The 23793-nt window shown below is 74.1% G+C and carries 21 protein-coding genes and 1 pseudogene; 11 read left to right on the top strand and 11 right to left on the bottom strand.

Going from position 1 to position 23793, the window contains the following annotated elements; genetic code table 11:
- Positions 1-6: 6 nt before the first annotated feature.
- Positions 7-987, bottom strand: a complete 981-nt coding sequence (locus A3CQ_RS0110400) for a DNA topoisomerase IB (RefSeq protein ID WP_020510873.1) — start codon at positions 985-987, stop codon at positions 7-9.
- A gap of 117 nt (positions 988-1104) precedes the next feature.
- On the opposite strand from A3CQ_RS0110400, the gene A3CQ_RS0110395 reads away from it, so the two are divergent.
- From A3CQ_RS0110395 to A3CQ_RS0110350, 10 genes are read left to right on the top strand one after another with little or no spacing between them, the layout of a single operon-like run.
- Positions 1105-2868 carry a thiamine pyrophosphate-dependent enzyme gene (locus tag A3CQ_RS0110395; RefSeq protein ID WP_026205527.1) on the top strand — a complete coding sequence of 588 codons (1764 nt, stop codon included), beginning with the start codon at positions 1105-1107 and terminating at the stop codon, positions 2866-2868.
- Between the two features lie 5 nt (positions 2869-2873).
- Complete coding sequence (locus tag A3CQ_RS0110390) at positions 2874-5774, top strand: FAD-binding and (Fe-S)-binding domain-containing protein (protein ID WP_020510871.1); 2901 nt, start codon at positions 2874-2876, stop codon at positions 5772-5774.
- Positions 5758-6846, top strand: a complete 1089-nt coding sequence (locus A3CQ_RS0110385) for an enolase C-terminal domain-like protein (RefSeq protein WP_020510870.1) — start codon at positions 5758-5760, stop codon at positions 6844-6846. The genes A3CQ_RS0110390 and A3CQ_RS0110385 overlap by 17 nt, the downstream gene beginning before the upstream one ends.
- A 4-nt stretch (positions 6847-6850) precedes the next feature.
- Complete coding sequence (locus A3CQ_RS52260; RefSeq protein WP_020510869.1) at positions 6851-7339, top strand: hypothetical protein; 489 nt, start codon at positions 6851-6853, stop codon at positions 7337-7339.
- Positions 7336-7590 (top strand): monovalent cation/H+ antiporter complex subunit F, encoded by a 255-nt coding sequence (locus A3CQ_RS0110375; protein ID WP_020510868.1) that lies wholly within the window; start codon positions 7336-7338, stop codon positions 7588-7590. The genes A3CQ_RS52260 and A3CQ_RS0110375 overlap by 4 nt, the downstream gene beginning before the upstream one ends.
- Before the next feature lie 8 nt (positions 7591-7598).
- Entirely contained in the window at positions 7599-7841 is a 243-nt protein-coding gene (locus A3CQ_RS0110370) for a monovalent cation/H(+) antiporter subunit G (protein ID WP_211216520.1), read from the top strand.
- Positions 7838-8071 carry a Na(+)/H(+) antiporter subunit B gene (locus A3CQ_RS0110365; RefSeq protein ID WP_020510866.1) on the top strand — a complete coding sequence of 78 codons (234 nt, stop codon included), beginning with the start codon at positions 7838-7840 and terminating at the stop codon, positions 8069-8071. The genes A3CQ_RS0110370 and A3CQ_RS0110365 overlap by 4 nt, the downstream gene beginning before the upstream one ends.
- On the top strand, positions 8068-8784 hold the full coding sequence (locus A3CQ_RS0110360; RefSeq protein ID WP_020510865.1) for an MnhB domain-containing protein: 717 nt from the start codon (positions 8068-8070) through the stop codon (positions 8782-8784). The genes A3CQ_RS0110365 and A3CQ_RS0110360 overlap by 4 nt, the downstream gene beginning before the upstream one ends.
- Before the next feature lies 1 nt (position 8785).
- Positions 8786-9133: a cation:proton antiporter subunit C gene (locus A3CQ_RS0110355; RefSeq protein ID WP_020510864.1), complete on the top strand. Its 348-nt coding sequence runs from the start codon at positions 8786-8788 to the stop codon at positions 9131-9133.
- 1 nt (position 9134) lies between these two features.
- Positions 9135-10889 (top strand): complex I subunit 5 family protein, encoded by a 1755-nt coding sequence (locus A3CQ_RS0110350; RefSeq protein ID WP_020510863.1) that lies wholly within the window; start codon positions 9135-9137, stop codon positions 10887-10889.
- Here A3CQ_RS0110350 and A3CQ_RS0110345 read toward each other — a convergent pair.
- The 9 genes and pseudogenes from A3CQ_RS0110345 to A3CQ_RS0110310 form a co-directional block, all read right to left on the bottom strand.
- Entirely contained in the window at positions 10823-11809 is a 987-nt protein-coding gene (locus A3CQ_RS0110345) for a glycosyltransferase family 9 protein (RefSeq protein WP_020510862.1), read from the bottom strand. The two genes, A3CQ_RS0110350 and A3CQ_RS0110345, sit on opposite strands and share 67 nt — an antisense overlap.
- Positions 11806-12486 (bottom strand): SDR family NAD(P)-dependent oxidoreductase, encoded by a 681-nt coding sequence (locus A3CQ_RS0110340; RefSeq protein WP_026205525.1) that lies wholly within the window; start codon positions 12484-12486, stop codon positions 11806-11808. The genes A3CQ_RS0110345 and A3CQ_RS0110340 overlap by 4 nt, the downstream gene beginning before the upstream one ends.
- 7 nt (positions 12487-12493) lie before the next feature.
- Positions 12494-13882, bottom strand: coding sequence for a PfkB family carbohydrate kinase (locus tag A3CQ_RS52255; RefSeq protein ID WP_040432139.1), 1389 nt, complete (start codon positions 13880-13882; stop codon positions 12494-12496).
- A 27-nt stretch (positions 13883-13909) separates the two neighbouring features.
- Positions 13910-14464 (bottom strand): annotated as a pseudogene (locus tag A3CQ_RS62650) (D-sedoheptulose-7-phosphate isomerase); the annotation flags it as partial.
- Positions 14464-15669, bottom strand: a complete 1206-nt coding sequence (locus A3CQ_RS0110330; RefSeq protein WP_020510859.1) for a glycosyltransferase — start codon at positions 15667-15669, stop codon at positions 14464-14466. The pseudogene A3CQ_RS62650 and the gene A3CQ_RS0110330, both read right to left, overlap by 1 nt.
- The gene (locus A3CQ_RS0110325; RefSeq protein WP_020510858.1) at positions 15654-16580 is read right to left on the bottom strand and encodes a glycosyltransferase; all 927 of its coding nucleotides are present in this window, start codon (positions 16578-16580) and stop codon (positions 15654-15656) included. The genes A3CQ_RS0110330 and A3CQ_RS0110325 overlap by 16 nt, the downstream gene beginning before the upstream one ends.
- Positions 16577-18154 (bottom strand): HAD-IIIA family hydrolase, encoded by a 1578-nt coding sequence (locus tag A3CQ_RS0110320; protein WP_084699006.1) that lies wholly within the window; start codon positions 18152-18154, stop codon positions 16577-16579. Before A3CQ_RS0110320 ends, A3CQ_RS0110325 begins: the two co-directional genes overlap by 4 nt.
- Entirely contained in the window at positions 18151-19164 is a 1014-nt protein-coding gene (locus tag A3CQ_RS0110315; RefSeq protein WP_020510856.1) for a glycosyltransferase family 2 protein, read from the bottom strand. The genes A3CQ_RS0110320 and A3CQ_RS0110315 overlap by 4 nt, the downstream gene beginning before the upstream one ends.
- The gene (locus tag A3CQ_RS0110310; RefSeq protein ID WP_020510855.1) at positions 19161-20789 is read right to left on the bottom strand and encodes a carbamoyltransferase family protein; all 1629 of its coding nucleotides are present in this window, start codon (positions 20787-20789) and stop codon (positions 19161-19163) included. Before A3CQ_RS0110310 ends, A3CQ_RS0110315 begins: the two co-directional genes overlap by 4 nt.
- A 132-nt stretch (positions 20790-20921) precedes the next feature.
- Between A3CQ_RS0110310 and A3CQ_RS0110305 the strand changes: the two genes are divergently transcribed.
- A complete protein-coding gene (locus A3CQ_RS0110305; protein ID WP_020510854.1) occupies positions 20922-22328 on the top strand; it encodes an aldehyde dehydrogenase family protein in 1407 nt (468 codons plus the stop codon).
- Positions 22329-22372: 44 nt separating this feature from the next.
- On the opposite strand, the gene A3CQ_RS52250 is transcribed toward A3CQ_RS0110305, so the two are convergent.
- The gene (locus tag A3CQ_RS52250) at positions 22373-23590 is read right to left on the bottom strand and encodes an MFS transporter (RefSeq protein WP_020510853.1); all 1218 of its coding nucleotides are present in this window, start codon (positions 23588-23590) and stop codon (positions 22373-22375) included.
- Between the last annotated feature and the right edge of the window lie 203 nt (positions 23591-23793).

Below are 23793 nucleotides of genomic sequence, written 5' to 3'. Positions count from 1 at the left end.
AACAACCTACTCACGGTCCTCGGCGAGCAGGTCGCGCACCGCCTGCTCGGTATCACGCTCAATCGTTTCACCATCTTCATAGCGCTCGATCACCCGGGGATCCACATACGAAGCGCGGGCCACCGCCCGTGTGTTGCCGAGCAGGTCCGCGACCTCCCGCATCGCATGCGAAACGACCTTCCTGCGCCCGGTGGCGGTGGGCTGCGGGCCGGCCTCGGCGAGCTCGGTGGCGGCCTTGACGGTGCCGTGCCACGTACGGAAGTCCTTGGCGGTCATCCCCCCGCCGCTCACCTCCTTCAGGTAGTCGTTGACCGCTCCGGCGTCGACCTCCCGCCAGCGCCGGGCGTGCCCGTCCCAGTACGCGAACAACCGGTCCGCCCCGCGCCGGCGCCGTTTGAGGTCGGTCAGCACGGCGCAGATCTCCCCGTCGTCGACCGTGCCGGAGTGCTCGACGCCCGATTTTCCGGGAAAACTGAGAAGTACGCAGCCGCCGCGCGTGCGCAGATGCGAGGGACGCAGCGTGGACAACCCGAACGAGGGATCCTCCTCCCGGGCGGCGTACTCGTCGCCGCCGATCCGGAACATCCCCAGGTCGAGGAGGCCGGCGATCGCGGCGAGCACCCGCTCGCGGCTCAGCCCCCGCCCGGTGGTGAGATCGTCGCGCAGCCTGCGGCGGACTGCGGGCAGACGCCCGGCCACCTCCAGCACACGGTCGAATTTCTCCGCATCCCGGGCGGTGCGCCAGTCGGGGTGGTAAAGGTACTGCTTGCGCCCGGCCGCGTCGGTACCGGTGGCCTGGATGTGGCCGCGCGGCTCCGGCGAGATCCACACCTGCTCCCACGCCGGCGGGATGACCAGGCCCTTGATGCGCTCGATCGTCTCGGCGTCGGTGATCCGGGTGCCCTCGGCGTCCAGATAGGTGAAGCCTTTTCCGGACCGCCGCCGCGACAGGCCGGGCCCGGTCAGTTTGCTACGCCGCAGCCGCACCACAGACCCCTCCCACAACGTCCGGGCCAGCGGGATGCCCCGGCAACGAGACGGGCAAACTTGTCACAACCTGGTGCCGGCGGGATTGGAGTGCCGTGATTCGGGTAGCCGCGTGACGTGGCAGAGATTACTTCTGAGCTGTTGATCACGAGGCTGGCCGAGTGGGGGGTCGACACCGTCTTTGGCCTGCCCGGCGACGGCATCAACGGGATCATGGAAGGCCTGCGCCGGCACGCCGACCGGGTCAAGTTCGTCCTCGTGCACCACGAGGAGGCGGCGGCGTTCATGGCCACCGCGTACGCCAAGGCCACCGGGAGGATCGGTGTCTGCCTGGCGACCTCCGGACCCGGCGGCATCCACCTGGCCAACGGCCTGTACGACGCGAAGCTGGACCACGCGCCGGTGCTGGCCATCACCGGTCTGCAGGAGTCCGCCGTGCTCGGCACCGGCTACCAGCAGGAGGTGGCGCTCGACCGCCTGTTCGAGGACGTCACCGAGTACAACCAGGTCGTGATGAACCCGGCGCAGATGCCGGCGCTGGTCGACGTGGCGATCCGCACCGCGTACGCGCGCCGCGGCGTCGCCCACCTGACCTTCCCGAACGACGTGCAGATCGCGCCGGCCGGCAAGGACCCGTACTCGACGGTGGCGCCGGTTCGGCCGCCGTCGACGGCCCCGGTCTACTTGGCGCCCGCGGTGCGCCCGCGCGACGAGGACCTGCGCCGGGCGGCCGACCTGCTCAACGGCGGGCAGCGGGTGGCGATCCTCGCGGGTATCGGCGCGCGCGGCGCCGGCGCGCTGGTCGAGCAGGTCGCCGACAAGCTCGGCGCCCCGGTCGTGAAGTCGCTGCTGGGCAAGATGGTGGTCGCCGACGACTCCCCGTACGTGACCGGCGGTCTGGGTCTGCTCGGCACCAAGCCCAGCGAGGAGCTGATGGAGGAGGCCGACCGGCTGCTCATGCTCGGCACGAATTTCCCGTACACGAAGTTCCTGCCCGAGCCCGGCAGCGCGAAGGTCGTGCAGATCGAGATCGACCCGGCCCGGGCCGGCACCCGCATCCCCACCGACGTTCCGCTGGTCGGCGACGTGGGCGCGACGCTGGAGGCGCTGCTGCCGCTGCTCGACGCCAAGGACAAGACCTTCCTGACCAAGTACCAGGCGAAGATGGCGGACTGGCGGGGCTCGATGACCGCGCTCGAGTCGCCGGATCGGGATCCGATCGCCCCGCAGTACGTGGCCCGGCTGCTGGACGAGCTGGCCACCGACGACGCCGTGCTGACCTGTGACTCCGGCACGATCGCGACCTGGGCGGCCCGGCACTGGCACATCCGCGGCAACCGCGAGTTCTACCTGTCCGGCACGCTCGCCACGATGGCGCCGGGCCTCCCGTACGCGATCGGCATCCAGCACGCCCACCCGGGGCGGCAGGTCATCGCCTACGTCGGCGACGGCGGCTTCGCGATGTTGATGGCCGAGTTCCACACGGCGGCCCGCTACGGCCTGCCGATCAGGGTCGTGATCAACAACAACAACTCGCTCGGGCAGATCCTGTGGGAGCAGATGGTCCTGGGCTACCCCGAGCACGGGATCCGGTTCGGCGAGCCGAAGCCCGACTTCGCCGCCTGGGCACGCGGGTGCGGCGGCTTCGGCGTCCATGTCGCGAAGCCCGGTGATCTGCCGGGCGCGCTGCGGGAAGCCTTCGCCCATCCCGGGCCCGCGCTGGTCGATGTGGCGGTGAACCCGGACGAGCCGCCGCTGCCCGGGAAGGTCAGTTACGACCAGGCGAAGAAGTTCGCCGAGGCCTGGCTGCACGGCCAGCCGCGGAAGGCGTCGATCGCCTCCACCCTGTTCAAGGACAAGATTCAGCAGTTGAAGGGCTGACGCACATGGCGGTCATCTCGCTTCCGACTCCGACCGCCCGCCGCTCCGCCCCCGCCACCGACTACGCGGCGCTCGAGAGGGCGCTGCGGAAGTCGGTGCGGGGCGATGTGCGGTTCGACGAGGGGGCCCGGGCGGCCTACTCCACCGATGCCTCGAACTACCGGCAGGTGCCGATCGCGGTGGTCTGCCCGCTCGACGTGGACGACGCGGTCGCGGCGGTGCGGGTCTGCCACGAGCACGACGTGCCGCTGCTCAACCGCGGTGGCGGCACGAGCCTCGGCGGGGAATGCTGCAATGTCGCGGTGGTGCTCGACTGGACCAAGCACGTGCACGGGGTCGAGTCGGTCGACCCGGACGCGCGCACAGCGATCATCCTGCCGGGCACGCCGCTCGACGACGTGAACGCGGTCCTCGCCGAGCATGATCTGATCATCGGTCCGAAGCCGGCCACGCACTCGCACTGCACGATCGGCGGGATGGCCGGGAACAACTCGTGCGGCGCGACGGCGCAATGGAGCGGAACGACGGCACAGAACGTATCCCGCCTCGAGATTCTCACCTACGACGGCCTGCGCATGTGGGTCGGCGCGGCGTCGCCGGAAGAGCTCGGGAGAATACTCGCGGAAGGCGGGCGGAAGGCGGAGATCTACCGCGCGCTGCGGGACCTGCGCGACCGCTACGCCGAGCAGATCGCGACCCGTTTCCCCGACATCCCCCGGCGCATCTCCGGCTACAACTTGCCGTATCTGTCCGATATGAACCTGGCGCGGGCGCTGGTCGGCACGGAGTCGACGTGCGTCACCGTGCTGCGCGTCGAGATGAACCTGATGCGGCCCCCGAAGGAGAAGGCCACCGTCGTCCTCGGCTACTCCGACATCGCCGCGGCCGCCGACGCCGTGCCGGACGTGGCGTCCCACAACCCGATCCAGTTGGAGGGCGTCGACGAGAAACTCTTCCGGTACGAGCGGGAGGAGCACCGGCCCACCGAGGTCCTGAAGTTCCTCCCGGAAGGCCGCGCCTGGCTGGTGGCCGAACTCGGCGCCGACACCACCGCTGAGGTCGAGGCGAAGGCCCGTGAGCTGGCCGGCGAGCGGGGGGTCATCCTCGAGGGCGAGCAGCAGGAGCGGCTGAGCAAGGTGCGGGAGGCGGCCCTCGCGACCACCGCGCGCACCCCGAACGGGCCGGACGCCTGGCCCGGCTGGGAGGACTCGGCGGTCGACCCGGCCCGGCTCGGCGACTACCTGCGGGCGCTGCGGGACCTGCTGGACGAGTACGGCTACGGTGCGACCAGTCTCTACGGCCACTTCGGGCACGGCTGTGTGCACTGCAGCATCCCGTTCGATCTGACCAGCAAGGACGGCATCGCCGCCTACCGATCGTTTGTGACCCGGGCCGCGCGGTTGTGCGTCGAACACGGCGGTTCGCTCTCCGGCGAGCACGGCGACGGCCAGGCCCGCGGCGAACTGCTGAGCATCATGTTCGGTGATGAGCTGATCCGAGCGTTCGAGGAGTTCAAGGCCGTTTTCGACCCGCGCAACCGGATGAACCCTGGCAAGGTCGTGCACGCCCGCCCGCTCGACGTCGACCTGCGGCTCGGCTCCGACTACGCGCCCGCCCAGCCCGCCACCCACTTCGGCTACCACGAGGACGACGGCAGCTTCGCCCGGGCCGCGCTGCGCTGCGCCGGTGTCGGCGAGTGCCGCCGGTCCGCCCCGGACGGCGGCGTGATGTGCCCGAGCTATCAGGTCACCCGCGACGAGGAGCACTCCACCCGCGGCCGTGCCCGGCTGCTGTTCGAGATGGTCAACGGCGGGGTCATCGACGACGGCTGGCGCAGCGCCGCGGTGCGCGACTCGCTCGACCTCTGCCTGGCGTGCAAGGGCTGCCGCAGCGACTGCCCGGTGCAGGTGGACATGGCCACGTACAAGGCCGAGTTCCTCTCCCACCACTACGCCGGGCGGATCCGGCCGCGCGACCACTACTCGCTGGGCTGGCTGCCGGCGGTCGCGCAGGTGGCCGCCCTCGCGCCCGGCACGGCCAACGCGGTCGCCCGGATCCCGCTCGCCAAGCGCCTGGCCGGGATCGACCCGCAACGGTCCGCTCCCCGGTTCGCCCGCGCCCGCATCGACCGTTGGCTGCGCAAACGCAAGTCGCCGCCGGGAACGCGCGGGCAGGTGCTGCTGTTCACCGACTCGTTCACCACGGCCTTCTCGCCCAGCATCGTCGCGGCGGCGGTGGGTGTGCTCGAGACGGCCGGTTTCGAGGTCGTGGTGCCGCCGAAGGCGGTCTGCTGCGGGCTCACCTGGATCTCCACCGGCCAGCTCGGCATCGCGGAACGGGTGCTCCGGCGGACGGTCGGCACGCTGGCGCCGTACGTCCGCGCCGGTCTGCCCGTCGTCGGCCTGGAGCCGTCCTGTACCGCCGTTTTCCGCTCGGATCTGAGCGAGATGTTCGGTCGCGATCAGGATGCCGACCGGCTCGCCCGCCAGACGCGCACCCTCGCCGAGCTTCTGGTCGACCGCGCGCCGGACTTCCGCCCGCGGCTGCCCGGTGATCCGGTGCGGGCGATCGTCCAGAAACACTGTCACCACCACGCGATCCTCGGCTTCGACGCGGATCGCCAGGTCTTGCGGCAGACCGGTGTGGACGTGACGGAGCCGGCGTCGGGCTGCTGCGGCCTGGCCGGCAACTTCGGCATGACGCGGGAGCATCGGGACGTGTCGCTGGCCTGCGCCGAACGGTCGCTGCTGCCGGCCGTGCGCGACGCCGCGCCGGGCACGCTCGTGCTGGCCGACGGCTTCAGCTGCCGCACCCAGATCGACGACGCGCACACCGGTAGGAAGCCGCGGCACCTGGCCGAGGTGCTCCACGCGGCGGTGCGGGGTTCCCGTGCCCCCGTCGGCTGAGATCGGGGCCGTCGAGTGGTCCGCCTACAAGGTGCCCACCGACGGCCCGGAGGGCGACGGCACCCTGGCGTGGGACGCCACCACGATCGTGGTGGTCCACGTGCACGCCGCCGGTGCGACGGGGCTGGGCTGGACCTACGCGCCGGCCGCCGCCGGTCACCTGATCGGCGAAATGCTGGCGCCGGCGATCCGGGGCCGGCCGGCCCTCGACGTGCCGGCCGCGAACGAGGCGATGGTGCGGGCGGTGCGCAACGCGGGCCGCGCCGGCGTCGCGGCGACGGCGATATCCGCCGTCGATGTGGCGCTCTGGGACCTCAAGGCCCGCATTCTGGGCGTACGCCTGGCACGTCTGCTCGGCGTGGCCCGCGATTCCGTGCCCGTCTACGCCAGTGGCGGGTTCACCACCTGGGACGACGACCGCCTCACACGCTGGCTCACGGAGAGCCTCGACATCGGCCGTGCCAAGATCAAGATCGGCGAGTCCTGGGGTACGCGGGAGCGCCGCGACCTCGACCGTATCGCCCTCGCCCGGCGCGTTCTCGGCGGCCGCGAGCTCTACGTGGACGCGAACGGTGGCTACTCCGCGGCTCAGGCCATCCGGCTGGCCGCCGAGTTCCCCGGCGTGCGCTGGTTCGAGGAGCCCGTCTCCTCGGACGACCTGGACGGCCTGCGCCGGGTCCGCGACGCCGTGTCCGCCGACGTCACCGCCGGCGAGTACGGCTACGACCTGCCCTGTTTCGACCGCCTCGCCGGCGTCGTGGACTGCCTGCAGGCCGACGTCTCCCGCTGCGGCGGCATCACCGACTGGCTGCGGGTCTGCGCGCTCGCGGCCACCCGCCAGCTGGAGGTCTCCGGCCACTGCGCCCCGGCCCTGCACCTGGACGCCGCCGCGGCCACCCCGAATCTGCGGCACCTGGAGTATTTCCACGATCACGTCCGCATCGAGTCCCGCTTCTTCGACGGCGTCACCCCGCTCGGTCCCGGCGGCACGCTGACACCCGACCTCGCCGCCCCCGGCCACGGCCTGACGTTCAAGGCGGCCGACGCCGAGCCGTTCCGCGTGGCCGGGTGACCCCATGCGCCGCGCGGCCGAGATCGTCGTCTGGTGGCCGGTGCTGACCGGCTTCTACATCGCCACGCTCGGGGTCGCCACACCGTCCGAGGTGCTGGTCGCCGCGGGCGTCGGCCTGGTCTGCGCGGCGCTCGCGGTGGTGGCCCGGCGCGCGGCCGGCGCCCGGTGGTCGGCGGATCCGCGCTGGGCGGCCTGGCTGGTCCCGCTGGTCGGGGCGGTGGGCGCGGACACCGTACGGCTGCTGGGTCGTCGCCGCCCTCGTGGCGGAAGGATCCGGCAGATCCCCGCGCCCACCGGTGAGCCCCCGCCGCGGGCGGCGTTCCGCCGGGCCTGGGGCACGGTCGTGCTCTCCTCCTCGCCCGGCAGCGTGGTGCTCGACTGGCCACCGGACGGCCCGCTGACCGTCCACGAGCTCGGCGCCGGCCCGCCCCGGCTGGAGCGGCGGGTCACCGCGTTTGCCGCGTCCCGGCGGCGGGTACGCCGCACCCCGTGACGCTCTTGCTGGGCGCCGGACTGGTGCTGATCCTCGGGGCGCTCGCGCCGGCCGTCTGGTTGGGTGTGCGCGGCAGCGCGCTGGAGCGGCTCGTCGGCCTCCAAATGGCCGGCGCCGTGCTGGTGCCCGTGCTGCTGCTGCTGACCTACGGCTACGGCCAGTCCTCGTACCTGATCGTGCCCCTCGTCCTCGCCGTGCTCTCGTTCGCCGGCGTTCTGGTGTTCCTGCGCCTCCTGGACAGCCGCTCATGATCGTCCTGGTGACCGCCGGTGTCCTCGTCTGCCTGCTCTCCGCGCTGGGCGCGATCCGCGCCCCCGACGTCCTGCATCGGCTGCATTTCCTCACCCGGGTCACGTCCGTCGGCACCCCAATGATCGCCATCGGCCTGGCCGTCCACGCCGGCTGGCACCTGGCGACGGCGCTGCTCCTGCTGTGCGCCGCGGTAATGCTGCCCGCCGGCCCGGTGCTGGCGTCCGCAACCGGCCGGGTCGCGCGCCGGTGAACGCCGCCCTGATCGCCGTCTCCCTGCTGCTGGTCGCGGCGGCCGGCACGGCGGTGGTGGCCACGAACGACCCGGGCCGCCAGGCGGTCTCCCTCTCGGCCCTCGGCGTCGCGCTGGCGCTGTTGTTCTTCGTGCTTCAGGCCCCCGACGTGGCCCTCTCCCAGATCGCCGTCGGCACCGCCCTGGTACCGCTGATGGTGCTCCTGGCCGTCCGGAAGACCGGCAAATGAGCCGCCGCGCGCGACAGGCCGTGTTCGGCACCGGCGCCGCCGTGCTGGCGGTCCTGTTCGCCCTGGCCGCGGCGGGCCTGCCACCCTTCGGTGGCGACCAGCATCCGTACCGGGACCGGGCGGTGGCCGCCGCCCTGCACCAGGCCACCGCGAACGTCGTCGCGTCGCTCACCTTCGACCTGCGTGGCCTCGACACGCTGGGCGAGGAGATGATCCTGCTGGGCTCGGTAGTCGGCGCGGTCGCGCTGCTGCGGCCCCGCCCGGACGAGAAGCCGCACGCGGACGACAAGACGAGCCGGCCCCAGCAGGACGCGGTGGCGCTGATCTCGTACGTCTTCCTGCCACTCACCCTGCTGCTCGGCTTCGATCTGCTGGTGCACGGCCACCTGACCCCGGGTGGCGGCTTCCAGGGCGGCGTCGTCCTCGCCACCGGCCTGCACCTGCTCTACCTCTCCGGGGGCTACGACGCGCTGCGCCGGCTGCGCCCGCTCGCCTGGTACGAGTGGGTCGAGGGCCTGACCACCGCCGCGTTCGCGCTGGCGGGCACGGCGAACCTGGTCAACTTCCTGCCGCACGGGCGCGTCCAGCAGCTGTTCTCGGCCGGAACCGTGCCGATCCTCAACATCCTGGTCGGCTTCGCCGTCGGCGCCGGCGCGGTCGTGCTGCTCGCCCAGTTCCTGACCCAGGCGATCACCCTCGAGGGAGAAGGCTGACATGCGGATCCTTGCGTACGGCGTGGCGGGCTGGCTGATCCTGGCCGGCGCGTACGGCATGGTCCGCAGCCGCAACCTGGTGCATGTGACGGTCTGCCTGTCGGTGGCACAGTCCGGCACGTACGTCCTGCTCCTGGCGATCGGGTACCAGTGGGGCGCGCCGGCGCCGGTCTTCAGCCCCGGATCCCCGATAAAGCTGCCCGTGGTGGACTCGGTCGTGCAGTCGCTGGCGTTCACCGACATCGTCGTGTCGGCGACCGTGACCGCCCTGCTGCTCGCTCTGGCCATCCAGATACACAAGACGCACCGCACCCTCGACCCCGACGAGTTGCAGAGCCTGAAGGGCTGACGTGCTGCCCGCCGCGATCGCCCTGCCGTTGCTGGCCGGCGCGCTGCTGCTGGCGGTCGGCCGGCACCTGCCGCGTCTGCTGGCCGACTCGGCGGCGCTGTTGATCGCGGCCGCGGTGGCCGTGCTGACCGGGCTGGTCGCGATCGAGGCCACCGGCGGCCGGCTGGTGACCTGGGCCGGCACCTGGCGGCCGGTCGGGATCGTGCTGGTCGCCGACCCGCTCGGCGCCGGCCTGGCCTGCCTGGCGGCGCTGCTGACCTGCTGCGCGATGCTCTACAGCCGGCGCTACCTGGAGGACGCCGGCACCCACTTCCACGTGCTGATGCTGCTGTTCCTGGGCGGCATGACCGGTTTCGCACTGACCGGCGACCTGTTCAACATGTTCGTGTTCTTCGAGCTGATGGGCGCGGTCGCGTACGCGCTCACCGGCATGCGCATCGAGGAACCGGGATCGGTGCAGGGCGCCTTCAACTTCGCCGTGATCAATTCGCTGGGCGCCTATCTCACCCTGGCCGGCATCGCCCTGCTCTATGCCCGCACCGGCGAGCTCGGCATGCCGCAGGCCGGCGTCGCGCTCGCCGGTCACCGAGCGGACGCGACGGTCGTGGCCGCGTTCGTCTTCGTCGCGGCGGGCCTGCTGGTCAAGGCGGCCGTGGCGCCGATGCATTTCTGGCTGGCCGACGCACACGCGGTCGCGCCCGCGCCGGTGTGCATGCTGTTGTCCGGCGTGATGGTGGAGCTCGGCCTCTACGGCGTGCTCCGCGTCTATCAGGTGGTGTTCGCCGGCACGATCCCGCAGGCGGTGGTCACCCGGGCGTGGGTGGTGCTCGGCCTGCTGACCGCGCTGGTCGGCAGCCTCATGTGTGCCGGGCAGCGCCACCTCAAACGCCTGCTGGCCTACTCGACGATCGCGCACGGCGGCCTGTTCCTGGCCGCGGCCGGGCTGGGGGCGGCGGGCCCGATCGCCGGCGTGGCGCTGGGCGTCGCCGGGCACGCCGGGGCGAAGGGCGCGCTGTTCGGCGTCTGCGGACTGCTGCTCGACCGGCATCACAGCGTCGACGAAGGCGAGCTGCACGGCCGCGGCGGCGGATGGCGGGAACCGTCGTGCTGGCTGTTCCTGGCGGCCGGGCTGCTGCTGACCGGGCTGCCGCCGTTCGGGCCGGGGCTGGGCAAGGTGGTCGCCGAGGAGGGCGCGTGGTGGCTTCCGGCGGTGTCGCTGCTGGTCTCGTCGATCACCGGCGGGGCGGTGCTGCGGGCGGGCCTGCGGGTCTTCCTCGGGTGGGGGCGCCGGCTGCCGCCGCCGAGACCCGATCAGACGTACGGCGGGGACGAGAGCCCGGAGACCGAGGAGCCCCTGCCCCGTACCCCCAAGTCGATGCTCGCCGCGCTGGCCCTGCTGCTCGCCGGCAGTGCCGCGGCCGGCGTGACCCCCCGGCTCGCGGAATGGGCCGGCCGGGGCGCCGCGATGTTCCTGGATCGCGGCGACTACCTCCGGCAGGCCTTGACCGGGGCCGCCGGCCACCCACCGGCGACAGTCCCCGAGGTGGGCTGGACCACCTCCGGTGTGCTGCTGGGCCTGCTCGCCACGGCGGGCGCGCTGGCGGTCGCCGCCCTCCAGCTCCGGGCCGGCGAGGCGGGCGTCAGCGAGCCGGGCCCTCTGCGCCGGCTGCACCTGGGCCACATCGGTGACTATGTGGCCTGGCTGTTCGCCGGAGTCGCCACCCTCGCCGTCCTGATCGGATCGTCGCTGATCTGAGGCGCCGCGGCGGTCACCTCCGCCGCCGCCGCGAGGACCTCGGACTCGCTGATGGCGAGCAGAGCGGGATGCACGCCGGGATCGGGCCGATCGCCCGGCTCGCTCCGGGTGCCGTGCCAGATCGCGCGATGGTACGGGCGATCGGGCGGTCCCCACCGGGCCGGAGCCATCGGGCCGAACAGGGTGACCGACGGTGTCCGGTACGCGGTCGCCAGGTGCGCGACGCCGGTGTCCCCGCTGATCACCAGGCGTGCGTGGGCGACCAGCGCGGCGAGCTCGGCGAGGCCGGTCGCGGGCAGGCTCGATCCGCTCAGCCCGGCGCGCTCCGCCACGCGTACGCGAAGGTCCCGCTCGGAAGCGGAACCGGTGATCACGACCTGGTGTCCCGCCTCGCGGAGATGCCGCGCTACCGCCGCGAAGCGGTCGGGAGGCCAGCGACGCGACGGCGCCTTCGCACCCGGGTGGACGATCGTCACGCCGCGCGGCACCGGAAGGCCGGGCACCGCCAGCGCGAGGTCGGTCTCGTCGGTCGCGATGCCGTAGTGCCGCAGCAGCCGGCACCAGCGGCGAACCTCGTGCTCCTCGTCCCGCCACGGGGGACCCTCGGCGTGATCGGCGTCGGGGTTGGTGAACGCCCACAGCTCACCCGGGGCCGCGGCACGCAACAGCCGATGCGACTCGGGACCGCGGCCGTGCAGGTTGACCGCGACCCGGGGCGGAGGAACGTCCCACCGGCGCAGGGCGAGACTCTCGGTCGGCACGACCTGGCCGACGCCGCCGATCAGATCGATCAGCGGCGTCAGCCACACCGGGGCCGCCAGGGACAGCCGCTCGCCGGGGAGGGCGGCGGTCAGGCCGCGCAGAGCCGGCACCGCCGTGATCAGGTCGCCGACACCGAGCGCGCGAAGGGCGAGGATCACGGGTACGACGCCTCCGTCTCGGCGGCGACCACGAGCTCGCGCACGGAGCAACCGGGCGGCTGGGCGAGCGCGAAGATCGCCGCGGCGGCGACGTCGGCCGGATCGTTGAGCACGGCGTCCGGGCCGGGTTTGTACTCCTCGTCGCGGTCGTCGAAGAACCGGGTGCGCATGCCGCCGGGGATCAGCAGCGTGACGTTCACCTGGCCGGCGAGCTCGGCGGCGAGCGAGCGGGTGAAGCCGACCACTCCGAACTTCGCGGCGCAGTACGCGGTCGCGTGGCTGACCGCCTTGACGCCGAGTGTGGACGCGACCGTCACGACGCCGCCGTGCGACCGCTTCAGCGCCGGCAGCGCCGCCCGGATCACGGCCGCGGTGGCGAACAGATCGACGGTGACGATCCGCTCCCACACCTCGCCGGGGAGATCGGTGAGAGCGCCCGGCACGTCCAGCCCGGCCGCCGTGACCACGCCGCCGATCGGGCTGTCGGCTCGCTCGATCGCCCGGCGGGTCGCCTCCTCGGCGGCGCGGGTGTCGGCCAGGTCGCACTCGATCCACTCGAGGCCGTCGGCGGGCCGCTGCCGATCGATGACCAGGGGCCGGCCGCCCTGCTTGGCGACCGCGACCGCGACGGCGGCGCCCAGGCCGCTCGATCCGCCGGTGATCAGCACTGTGTCCATCTTCGATCTACCTCCCACTACGGGCCGCGGCAATGGTTCGGGTCGTGGAGCGGCCGTCCAGATAGGGCACGATCACGGTCTGGCCGCCCCAGTGCTTCACGAGCTCGGCCTCGGGCAGCTCGGGGCCGCCGTCGGCATAGTCGCCCCCCTTCACCCAGACGTCCGGCCGCAGCCAGGACAGCACCGCCTCGGGCGTCGGCTCGTCGAAGACGACCACGGCATCGACGCAGTCCAGCGCGGCCAGCAGCCGGGCCCGGTCGTGCTGGTTGTTCAGCGGCCGGCCCGCGCCCTTGAGTCCGCGCACCGAGGCGTCGCTGTTGAGACAGACCACCAGGCAGTCGCCGAGCTGCCGGGCGGCACGCAGGGTGGCCAGGTGGCCGGTGTGCAGCAGATCGAAGCAGCCGCCGGTGGCGACCACCACGCCGTTGCGGGCCCGGGTCCCGGCGACAAAGCGGCCGGCCTCAGCCGCGCCGATCCGTTCCGGCGCCGTGGCGGCCCGGTCCGGCGGCCGGGCGAGCGCGGCCGTCGCGCCGCCGGCGACGACGTAGGCGGTGGCCGCGTCGACCGCTTGTTGTACGGCCTCGGAGACGAGCGCGCCGCCGGCGAGGGCGGCCGCGGCCGCGACGGCGAACCGGTCCCCCGCGCCGCAGGTGTCCCCGGCCGCCTCGGCCGGGGCCGGCACGACCAGCGGGGTGGGGCCGGAGTGACAGAGCACCGCGCCGCCCGGCCCGCAGGTGACCGCGACCGCCGCGGCCCGCCAACGCTGCCGCAGCTGATGACCGGCGCGCTGCGCGGTGGTGAGCGCGGAGCCGTCCCCGGCGTCGCCGGACAGCCGGCGAACCTCGGCCAGGTTGGGGGTGACCAGCCGAGCATCGCGGACGGGGGTGGGCCCGGCGGGGTGCGGGTCCCAGACCACCGGCGCGGGCGAGGCCTCGATCGCCGCGCGCAGTCCCGGGTTCCGGGCCACACCCCGGCCGTAGTCGCTGACCAGGATCGCGGACGCCGCCCGCAGCGCGTCCAGCGCGGCCGGCGGCGCGTCGCCGGGCGGCTCGGGCGGGCCACCACGGTCGAGGCGCAGCAGGACCTGGCCACCGGAGCGCAGCCGGATCTTCTCGGGGGTGCTGCCGGGCAACGGCAGCGCGTACAGCTCGACGCCGGCCGCGATGAGCAGCTCGCTCAGCCGCGCGCCGGCCGCGTCGCCGGCCAGTGCGGTGACCAGCGCCACCCGGTGGCCGTCCGCGGTGGCGAGCAGTGCGGCCAGGCCGGCGCCGCCGGGCCGCTCGTGGACCGTCTGCTCGTCGAGCACCGGCGCGGGGGCGTCCGGCGCGATGCGGCGTACGGCGCCGTCGACGTCCCGGTCCAGCAGGGTGTCCCCGACAATGACCAGCCTTTCCATCGTCCTCTCCTCGATCTGTCCGGCGTTCAGGGCAAGATCGACGTGCTCGCACATGACGTGCACGGCGACCAGGTGCAGTTCCTGCACGACCTGGCCGCTGTCCGAGGGACAGCGCAGCGTCTCGTCGCAGGCGTCGCCGACCGGGCTGGGGTCCGGCCCGGTCATCGCCCAGGTGCGCAGGCCGCACTCGCGGGCGGCGCGCGCGGCGGCGACCAGGTTCGGGCTGCGACCGCTGGTCGACAGCACCAGCAGCACATCGCCGGGCCGGCCGTGGGCGCGTACCTGGCGGGCGAAGACCTCGTCGTAGCCGTAGTCGTTGCTGATCGCCGTCACCGCCGACGAGTCCGGCGTGAGCGCGATCGCCGAGAGCGGGACACGGTCCTCGCGCAGCTTGCCGACCAGTTCCGCGGCGAGGTGCTGGGCCTCGGCGGCGCTGCCCCCGTTGCCGGCGACCAGCAGGCGGCCTCCGCCCGCCAGCAGCCGGGCGAGCTCGGCGCCCCAGCCGGCCAGGCGACCGCCGACCGTGCGGAACGGGCCGATCGCGGTGGACAGCTCGGTGAGGTGCTGCTCCAGAGGGTCCATCAGGCGACCGCCGAAGGGACGCCGGCGATCGACGCGTACACGCTCGCGAGCCGGCGGGCGACCCGCGGCCAGGCGTACGACTGGACGGCCCGGTCGAGCGCGGCGGCGCCGTACGACACGCGGCGGGTCTCGTCGGCCAGCAGGCGGCGCAGCGCGCGGGCCAGCCCGGCCGGATCACGGGGCGCGACCAGCTCGCCGGTGACACCGTCGACGACCGTGTCGGCGAGACCGCCGACCGCCGAGGCGACCACCGGCACCCCACAGGCCATCGCCTCGAGCGCGGTGAGGCCGAACGGCTCGTACCAGGGGGTGGCGGCGAGCACGTCGGCCGACCGGTACCAGGTCGGCATCTCGTCCGCCGGGACGGCGCCGACCAGCCGGACCCGGTCGGCGACGCGGCAACGGCTGGCGAGGGCGTCCAGCTCCCGCGCGTACGGATCGGCACCGATCCCGCCGCCCGGCGGCCCGCCCACGACGACCAGCTCGGCCCTCGGTATCCGCGGGAGGGCCCGGACCAGGTCCTCGATGCCCTTACGCTCGACCAGCCGCGCCACCGTGAGGATCCGCCGGTACCCGGTCCGGCGCGGAACGGCCGGCCCGCCGGGATGAAAACGTTCCGTGTTGACCCCCGAGGGGACCAGCACCATCCGGGCGCGCGGAACGCCCATCCGGATCAGCTCGGCGGTCTCGTCCCGGCATTGCACGACGATCCGGTCGACCGCGCGGCCGAGCGCCCGCTCGTACCCGATGCGCTGCGCCGGGCTGGTGTCCGCGGCGCCCTGGTGACGGCGCTTCACCACGCCGAGCGCATGGTAGGTCTGCAGCACCGGCAGGCCGAGGTCGCGCGCCGCCGTGACCGTGGCGAGGCCGCTCATCCAGAAGTGCGCGTGTGCCACGTCCGGCCGCCAGGTGTCCCGCCAGTCGGCGGCCAGCCAGTCGGCGAACGCGCCCATGTGCGGCAGAAGCTCGTCCTTGGGCAGCGGCCCGGCCGGTCCGGCCGGCACGTGCACCACCTCGACGCTCTCCCCGAGCGGCAGCACGGTGGGCAGGTCGGCGCGGTCCCGCCGGGTGTAGACCCGTAGCTCGTGCCCCTCCGCGGCGAGCGCGGCCGAAAGCTCGGCGACGTGGGTGTTCTGCCCGCCCGCGTCCACGCCGCCGAGCGTGGCCAGCGGGCTGGCGTGCTCCGAGATCATCGCGATCCGCATGTCTCCTCCTCCAGCAGCCGGTCCCAGTCCGCGAGGAACCGGTCCAGGCCATATCGGGTCAGCGCGACCTGGCGCGCCCGGTCGCCGAGCCGCTTGGCCGCCGCCGGTTCGTCGAGCAGCCACCGCGCCGCCTCGACGAGCACGCTGACCTGGGTGGACAGGACGCCGGCGTCGGGCGGGACCGCCTCGATCGCCTCGGTGGTGGCCAGACCGATCACCGGCATGCCCATCCGCATCGCTTCGATGAGGCTCAGCCCCAGCGAGGTCCAGCGGCACAGGTGCAGGTAGGCGCCGCGCCGCGCGACATCGGCGTGCATGACGTGCTGCGGCGGATCGTCGTACGCGGTGATCCGGTCGCCGTTCAGCCCGGCCGTGCCGATGCCGAAGACGTCGAGCGGGGCGACGGGGGTGAATCGGTCGTAGAGATCGGTGCCGGTGACCCGGCCCCGGCGGACCGGCTCGTTGGTGACCACGGCGAGCCGCCGCAGTTCGCCGGTCCACCGGGCGGTGGGCTCCACGATGCCGTGCTCGACGACCGCGGTCCGGGTGCCGCCGCAGTCCCAGAACAGCTCGTTGAAGTGGGTCACGTGCACCACGAGCACGCCGTCGCGGTCGGCCAGCGGGTGCCGGGTGTTCGGCACGTCGCCCTTCGGGGTGTTGTGCTCCACGTAGACGACCGGGATGCCGGGCGGGACGAGGGCAAGCTCCTCCGGCCGCTGCACGATCGCGATGTCGGCGTCCCGGATCGCTCCCAGCGGCTTCTCCTCGACCGTGGGCGGCCAGTCGAAGGTGCGGGCCCGGCCACGGCCCCACGCGTCGCGCGCCGCGTTGACCGGGATCAGATAGCGGTGCTTGCCCCGGACGAACGCGTTCGTCCAGGAGCCGTGCACGTGCCAGAGCAGGATGTTCACGCGGCTGCCTCCTCGCTGAGGTACGCGGGCCGGGCGCCGAGAACGCGGACGGCGGCCAGCACCTCGGCCGGGTCGATCGTGGACAGGCAGGGATGGCGCGGGACCGGGCAGGTCGTGGCGCGGGTGTCCCGGCAGGGCGCGCCGGGGGTGCCCAGCCGCACGACCGGCACCCGGTACGGCCCCCATCGGCCGAACGGGACGGTCGGCGCGAACAGGCTGACGACGGGCGTGCCCACGGCCGCCGCCAGGTGTGCCGGCCCGGTGTTGCCCGCGACCAGGCAGACGGCGCCGGCCAGCAGCTCGGCCAGGGCCGGCAGCGAGGGCGGGGCGATCCAGGCGGCCGCCGTGCCCGCGACGCGCGCGGCGAGCAGTTCCTCCCCAGGCCCGGCGGTCACCAGCACCTCGTGGCCGGCGTCCACCAGCGTCTCGACGATCCGGCGGAGTGTCTCGGGCGGACAGGATCGTGCCGGCGCGGCGGCGCCCGGATGCACCAGCAGGTAGCCTCCGGCTCCGGTCCACCGCGGCCCGGCCGCGATCCGCAGTCGCCCGTCGTCCCGCTCCGGCAGCGGGAATCCCGCGGCCGCGGCGACACTGCGGGCCCGCTCGGGTTCCGGGAGGTCATCCGGTACGCGGTGCCGCACGTCCACCAGCGAGCCGGGGTAGTCCTCGCTGATCGCGGTGATGCGGCCGATGCCGGCCAGCCGCAGCAGCAGGGCGAGCGGCAGCGCGGACTGGTGGAACGAGGTGAACACGACCGCTTCTCCCGCGCCGGTGTCCCGCAGCCGCGCCGTGAGCGCCTCGACGTCGTCCGGATCGACCGGCCCGGGCTCGGGGTCGATCCACGGCAGCGGCCACTCGACGATCTCGTCGACGCCCGGCAGCAGTTCGGCCGCGGCGCGCCCACGAGGCCCGCAGAGCAGCACGACCCGCTCGGCGCCGGCCGCCACCGCCCGGATCGCCGGGCCGGTCACCAGGACGTCGCCCGCCGAGTCGGAGCGGACCACCAGCACCGTCCCGGCCGGCCCGGGTCGTGGCGGCGCGGTCAGCAGTTCCTGCCGCCGCAGGATCATGCCGGCCGCCGCGCCGAGGCTGCCGGCGACGTGCGGGGCGGCGGCGACCTCATCGGGCCGGGTCACCGACGTCGGCACGAGGACGCCGGTGGCGCCGGCCGCGGCCGCGGCGCTCATGTCCCGGCCGATGTCGCCCACCACGGCACAGCGGGCCGGGGTGGTGCCCAGCGCCGCGGCGGCCGCGGTGACCAGGCCGGGCGAGGGTTTGCGGCACCCACAGCCGGCGGTGTCGTCGTGCGGGCAGATCTGCCAGGTGTCGAAGGGTCCGAGCAGCTGTTCGACCCGGCGGTTGACCGCGGCCAGCTGACCGGCGGTGAACCGGCCGCGGGCCAGGCCCGATTGGTTGGTGACGACGCCGAGTCGCAGACCGGCCGCGCGCAGCCGGTCGAGGGCCTCGCGGGCACCCGGCATCGGGACGACCCGGGCCGGGTCGCCGTTGTAGGGCACGTCGACGACGAGCGTGCCGTCCCGGTCGAGGAGCACCGCGTCGAAGAGCCGGCTCATCGGGCCGCCCCCGCGCGCGCCGGGGCCGGCGCCACCTCCCGCTCGGCGACCGAGATGGGCCGCGCGCCGCGCCCGCGCCACCAGCCGCGCAGCCAGTGGCCCACGGCCAGGGGCGGGATCGCGGCGCTGGTGGCGACCATGAGGGCGATCTCGCGCCGGTCGCGCGGTCCGGGGCTGATGCGGGCCACCGCGAACTCGGCGGTGCCGGACGTCCAGGCCGCCGCGGCGAGCACGGCGGCGCCGGCCCAGCCGCGGCGGCCCGTCGCCACGGCGGCCGAGCCGCACGCCAGGGCGCCGGCCCCGGCCACGACGATCGCCGCGTGCCGGCGGCGGCGACCGGCCGGCACGTCGAGCAGCAATCTCCAATGAGGACCGTAGAGGCGGCGCAGCAGAGCGTCGTCGGCGTTGCCGCGCTGGCTGCGCAGGCTCACCCAGGGCCCCTCCGGACGTACCGGATGGGTGACCCGGCGACTGCCGCGGCGCAGGGACCAGCCGGCCCGGCGTACCCGGAAGGCCAGCTCGGCGTCCTCCCGGAAGGCCCGGGGCAGACGCTCGTCGAAGCCGCCGGCGCGGGCCAGCGCGACGCGGCGATAGGCGATGTCCGCGGTGATCCACTTGCCGGAGGCCAGGCCGGCGGTGACCCGCTCCCAGTCCGTCGGCCGCCGGCCGGGCGGCAGTGGCACCCGCACCGTGCCCTGCACCCCGCCGACCTGCTCGGGCGCGGTGGCCAGATCCTCGGCGAGCCGGTCGAGCCAGCCCGCCTCGGGCAGCACGTCGTCGTCGAGGAAGGCGACCCACTCGTGCCGGGCGGCCCGCCAGCCCACGTTGCGGGCGGCCGCGGGACCGCGAGCCGGACCGGGCAGCACGGTGATCCCGCCGGGCACCGGCAGCGGGGTGCGCCGATCCCGGCGGTCGTCGACGACCAGCACCTCCGGAGCGCCGCCGAGAGTGGCCAGCAGCCCGGGCAGGCTGGTGCGCCCCACCGTGGGAATCACGACAGTGAAGCTCATGCCCGGAACACCCGCTCACGGCGAACGGCGAAGGGACCCATCGCCAGCAGGTCGACCGGGGCCGAGCCGAACAGCTCCATCGCCTCGCGCGGCGTGTCCACCATCGGCCGGCCGGCCGTGTTGAGCGACGTGTTGACCACCACAGGCAGGCCGGTGAGCCGGTCGAACTCGGCGAGCATCTCGGCGACCAGCGGCTCGGTGCCGGCGTGGACGGTCTGCACCCGGGCGGTGCCGTCCACGTGCGTGACGGCGGGGATCCGGTCGCGCCACTCGGGCCGTACCCGGTGCACGAACAGCATGTACGGGCTCGGGCAGACGCCCTCGAAGATCTCGTCGAAGCGCTCGGCGCGGACCATCGGCGCGATCGGCCGGAACTGCTCGCGGCCCTTGACGTCGTTCATCCTGCGCTGGGTGTCCCTGTCGCCGGGATGGGCGAGCAGGGAGCGGTGGCCCAGGGCCCGCGGGCCGTACTCGGACCGGCCCTGATACCAGGCGACGATGCCGTTGCCGGCGAGCACCTTCGCCGCCTCGGCGGCGATCGACGCGGGTCGCTGATAGGGCAGCGCCGCCCGGCGAAGTTCGGCCTCGAGCTCGTCGTCGCTCCAGCCGCGCCCCAGCGCGGCCGTGGTGAACACGCTGCGGGTGCCCGCGACGGCGAGCGCGGCGCCGAGCGCCGTACCGGAGTCGCCGGCGGCGGGCTGGACCCACACCCGCCGGAACGGACCCTCGGCCGCGATGCGGGCGTTGGCGACGCAGTTGAGGGCGGTGCCGCCGGCCATCGTGAGGACGGGCGGCCCGCCGGCCGCGTGGTAGGTCCAGCGGACCAGATCGAGCAGCACCTCTTCGAGGCGGGTCTGTACGCTCGCCGCAAGGTCGGCGTGCGCCTCGGTGATCTCGCCGTCCGCCGGCCGGGGCTTGGTGAGCGCGGTCCAGTCGATCCGCTCGACCCGGAAGCCGCCGTCCCCGGTGGCGTACACGAGGTCGCGGAACAGGTCGAGGAAGCGCGGCGAGCCGTAGGAGGCCAACGCCATCACCTTGTACTCGTCGCTGGAGTGCAGGAAGCCGAGGTGCCGGGTCAGGTCCTCATAGAGCAGACCGAGCGAGTGCGGCAGTTCCTGTGTACGCAGCGTGGTCAGCTCGCCGTCCCGGTAGACGCCGGCGAGGTGGCTGGCGACCTCGCCCCGTCCGTCGAGCACGAGCACCGCGTTGTCGTCGGCCACCGAGAGCCCGGCCGAGGCGGCATGCGCGACGTGGTGGGGAACGAACGTGACCCGGCCGGGGTCGAGGCCGGGCAGCGCGGTGGCGAGGAACTGCGGAGCCCGGCGGGCGTAGTCGACGCGCATGCCGTCGGACGGGTCGGCCAGCCCGAGCTCGGCCGGCGCTCGGGCCATCCCGGGATCGAAGGAGTAGGCGACGGCGTCGAGGTCGCCGGGCGCGAGTCCGGCCTCGCGCAGGCACCAGGCCGCCGCCAGCTCGGGCAGCTCCCACGCCGCGAACGGCACCGGCCGTTTGCCGTGCTTGCGGCGGCTGAACCGCTCCTCCTCGGCGGCCGCCACCACCTGCCCGTCGACGACCAGCGCCGCCGCCGGATCGTGGAAGATCGCATTGATACCCAGAACACGCATGGCGCGCCGGGTACCCCTCGATCACCGACTTACTCGCTTGATCATCAACTTCTCCACATTCGCCGCGCGCGTCACCCACCCGCATCGACCTTTCGCCGGTTTGGTTCGGCCGACGCGGGGCACACCGCGACCATGCTCGACGTCGAACAGCTCGTCCACGGCCGGTGGACGCCCGGAAGTGCCGGAAATGAACTGGTCATCGTGAATCCCACGGATGATCGGCCGGTCGCCCGGATGGCCTGCTCCTCTCCGGACGATGTGGCGGCGGCGGTCGCTGCCGCCCGCGCGGCGGCACCCGGGTGGGCGGCCGTTCCCGCGGCCGCGCGCGGTGCCGCTCTGGCCGCCGCGGCCGCCGCCGTGGAGGCCGCCGCCGACGGGCTCGCCGAGATCGTGTCGGCCGAGATGGGCAAGCCCGCCGCCGAGGTCCGTGACGCGATCGCGGCCGGGGCCGGCACGCTGCGGCAGTACGCCGAGCTCGGCCCGGTCCACCGCGGCCGCGCCCTGGCCGGCGACGCCGAGGCGGTCGACCTGATGGCGTACCAGCCGCGCGGGGTGGTCGCCGTGATCACGCCGTGGAACGACCCTGTCGCGGTGGCCTGCGGCCTGCTCGGCGCGGCCCTGGTCACCGGCAACACCGTCGTGCACAAGCCGAGCGAGCGCACCCCGGCGACCGGCTGGCGGCTCGTCCGGCTGCTCGCCCCGCACCTGCCGCCGGGGGTGCTCAATCTGGTCAACGGCGACGGCGCGACCGGCGCGGCGCTGGCCGCCGCCCCGGTGGACGTGGTCGCGCACGTGGGCTCGACGGTCACCGGCCGGGCGATCGCGGCCGCGTGCGCCCGCACCGGCGCGAAGGCGCTGCTGGAGAACGGCGGGAGCGATCCACTGATCGTCGACGCCGGTGTCGATCCACGGTGGGCGGCGTCGCAGGCCGCGCTGGGCGCGTTCGCGAACGCCGGGCAGATCTGCGTCTCGGTCGAGCGGATCTATGTGCACCGCGCGGAGGCCGAGGCCTTCCTGGCGGCCCTCGCGGCCGAGGCGGACGACTGGCGGCCGCGGCTCGGGCCGCTGGTCGACCGGCGCCTGCGGGACGCCGTCGACCAGCAGGTCCAGCAGGCGGTCAAGGCCGGCGCCGAGGCGCTGCGGGGCGGGTCGGTCCCCGCCGGGCCGGGCGCCTGGTATCCGCCGACCGTGCTGGCCGGGTGCACCGACGACATGGCCGTGATGCGGGCGGAGACCTTCGGACCGGTCGCCCCGGTGGCGACGGTCGGCTCCTTCGACGAGGCCCTCGCCCGGGCCGCCGACTCGCCCTACGGCCTGGCCGCGACGGTGCTGACCCCATCGATGAGCCACGCACAGCGGGCCTGGCGGGAACTGCCGGTGGGAACGGTCAAGGTCAACGCGGTCTTCGGCGGGGCACCGGGTGGCGCCGCGCATCCGCGACGCGGCAGCGGTCAGGGCTTCGGGTACGGGCCGGAGCTGCTCGATGAGATGACGGTGACCAAGGTCGTGCACCTGGAGGCGCCACCCACCGGTTGGTGACGCCCGGTCTCTCGCCGCGCGGGTACCAGGATGTCCGGGTTCGTTCAGGCGGGCTGTTCGGCCACCCGGCGCAGGCCCGGGATCGCCCCGCCGGTCACCCGGGCCAGGGCGAGCGCGCCGCCGGCCGCGGCGGCCGTGGTGACGAGCCCGCACAGGATCAGGCCGCCGCGGGCGCCGAGCGTGTCGGCCAGCCAGCCCACCGCCGGCGCGCCGACCAGGCCGGACAGCGACGAGACGATGCCCGTCGTCGCGAGTACCCGGCCGCGCATGTCCGCCCGGGTGTCGAGCTGGACGCGGGTCGACACCACGGTGTCGAAGACGACCGCGCCGGCCGCGATCGGCAGCAGCGCGGCGGCGAAACCCAGCAGATTCGGCGCCAGCCCGGAGAGCAGCTGCAGAACGCTGATCGAGACGCCGCTGGCCACCAGGACCGGCAGGGTCGAGCGGCCGCTGCCGGCCAGCAGCAATCCCCCAGCCACCGCGCCGGCCGCGAAGACCGTGGAGAGCAGTCCGTAGGCGCCTGAGCCGCCGTGCAGCGGTCCCGCCGCCATCGCCGCCATGCTCACCTGATAATTGCGGCCCAGCGAGCCGAGCACGAACGAGAGTGCGAGCACGATCAGCACGACCGGGCTGCTCACCAGGTATCGCAGGCCGGCCCGGACGCCGCCCTCGCCGGGCGGGGCGAGCGGCAGGGAACGGAGATCGCCGGCGCGCATCGCGGCGAGCGCGGCGAGCGCGGCGAGGTACGAGATCCCGTTGATCATGAATAGAGCGGCCGGGCCGGTGACCCCGACCAGCACGCCGCCCAGGGCCATGCCGCCGATCCGGCCGGCCGAGCCGAGCACCGAGCCGAGCGCCAGCGCCGAGCCCAGCGCCTCCCGGGGCACCAGCGCCGAGCCGAACCGGCCCAGCATCGGGCCCTCGAACGCGCTGATCACGCCGGAGGCCAGAGCAACCGCGAAGATCAGGACGTGGCCGGTGCCGGCCGCCAGCGCGAACGCGAGCGCCGCGCGCAGGGCCTGGCAGAGGATCAGAGCGGGCCGGGCCGGGAGCCGGTCGGCCAGCGCGCCGCCCCAGCCGCCCAGCACCAGCACCGGCAGCGACTGCAGCATCACGACGGCGCCCATCATCGCCGCCGACCCGGTGGCGGCGAGGACGACCCAGTTCAGGCCGAGCACCTGCATCCAGGTGCCGGCGGTGGACACCAGATCGGCGCCGGCCCACAGCCGGTAGTTGCGTTCCCGGAGCGGCGCGAGCAGCACAGCGAGGTACCCCCAACCAGGCGAAGGCGCCGTCGTTCGGCGCCATTTGCCAGTTCGGGAAGTCGGCCGGGATGCCTTCGGCCTGGAACACGCGCACTACCGAAACGCAACCCTCGCATCGTGCGGAATGTTTGCGTTCCGGCGTGCGGGGAAACGAATTTTGTTTGACACTCAGCAAGGAGTTTTGTGCGAAGGGGTCGCCC

The sequence above is a fragment of the Paractinoplanes globisporus DSM 43857 genome, assembly GCF_000379645.1.
Lineage (GTDB): Bacteria > Actinomycetota > Actinomycetes > Mycobacteriales > Micromonosporaceae > Actinoplanes > Actinoplanes globisporus.
The sequence above is the reverse complement of the archived record's forward strand: the minus strand, read 5'-3'. Positions and strand labels throughout refer to the sequence as shown.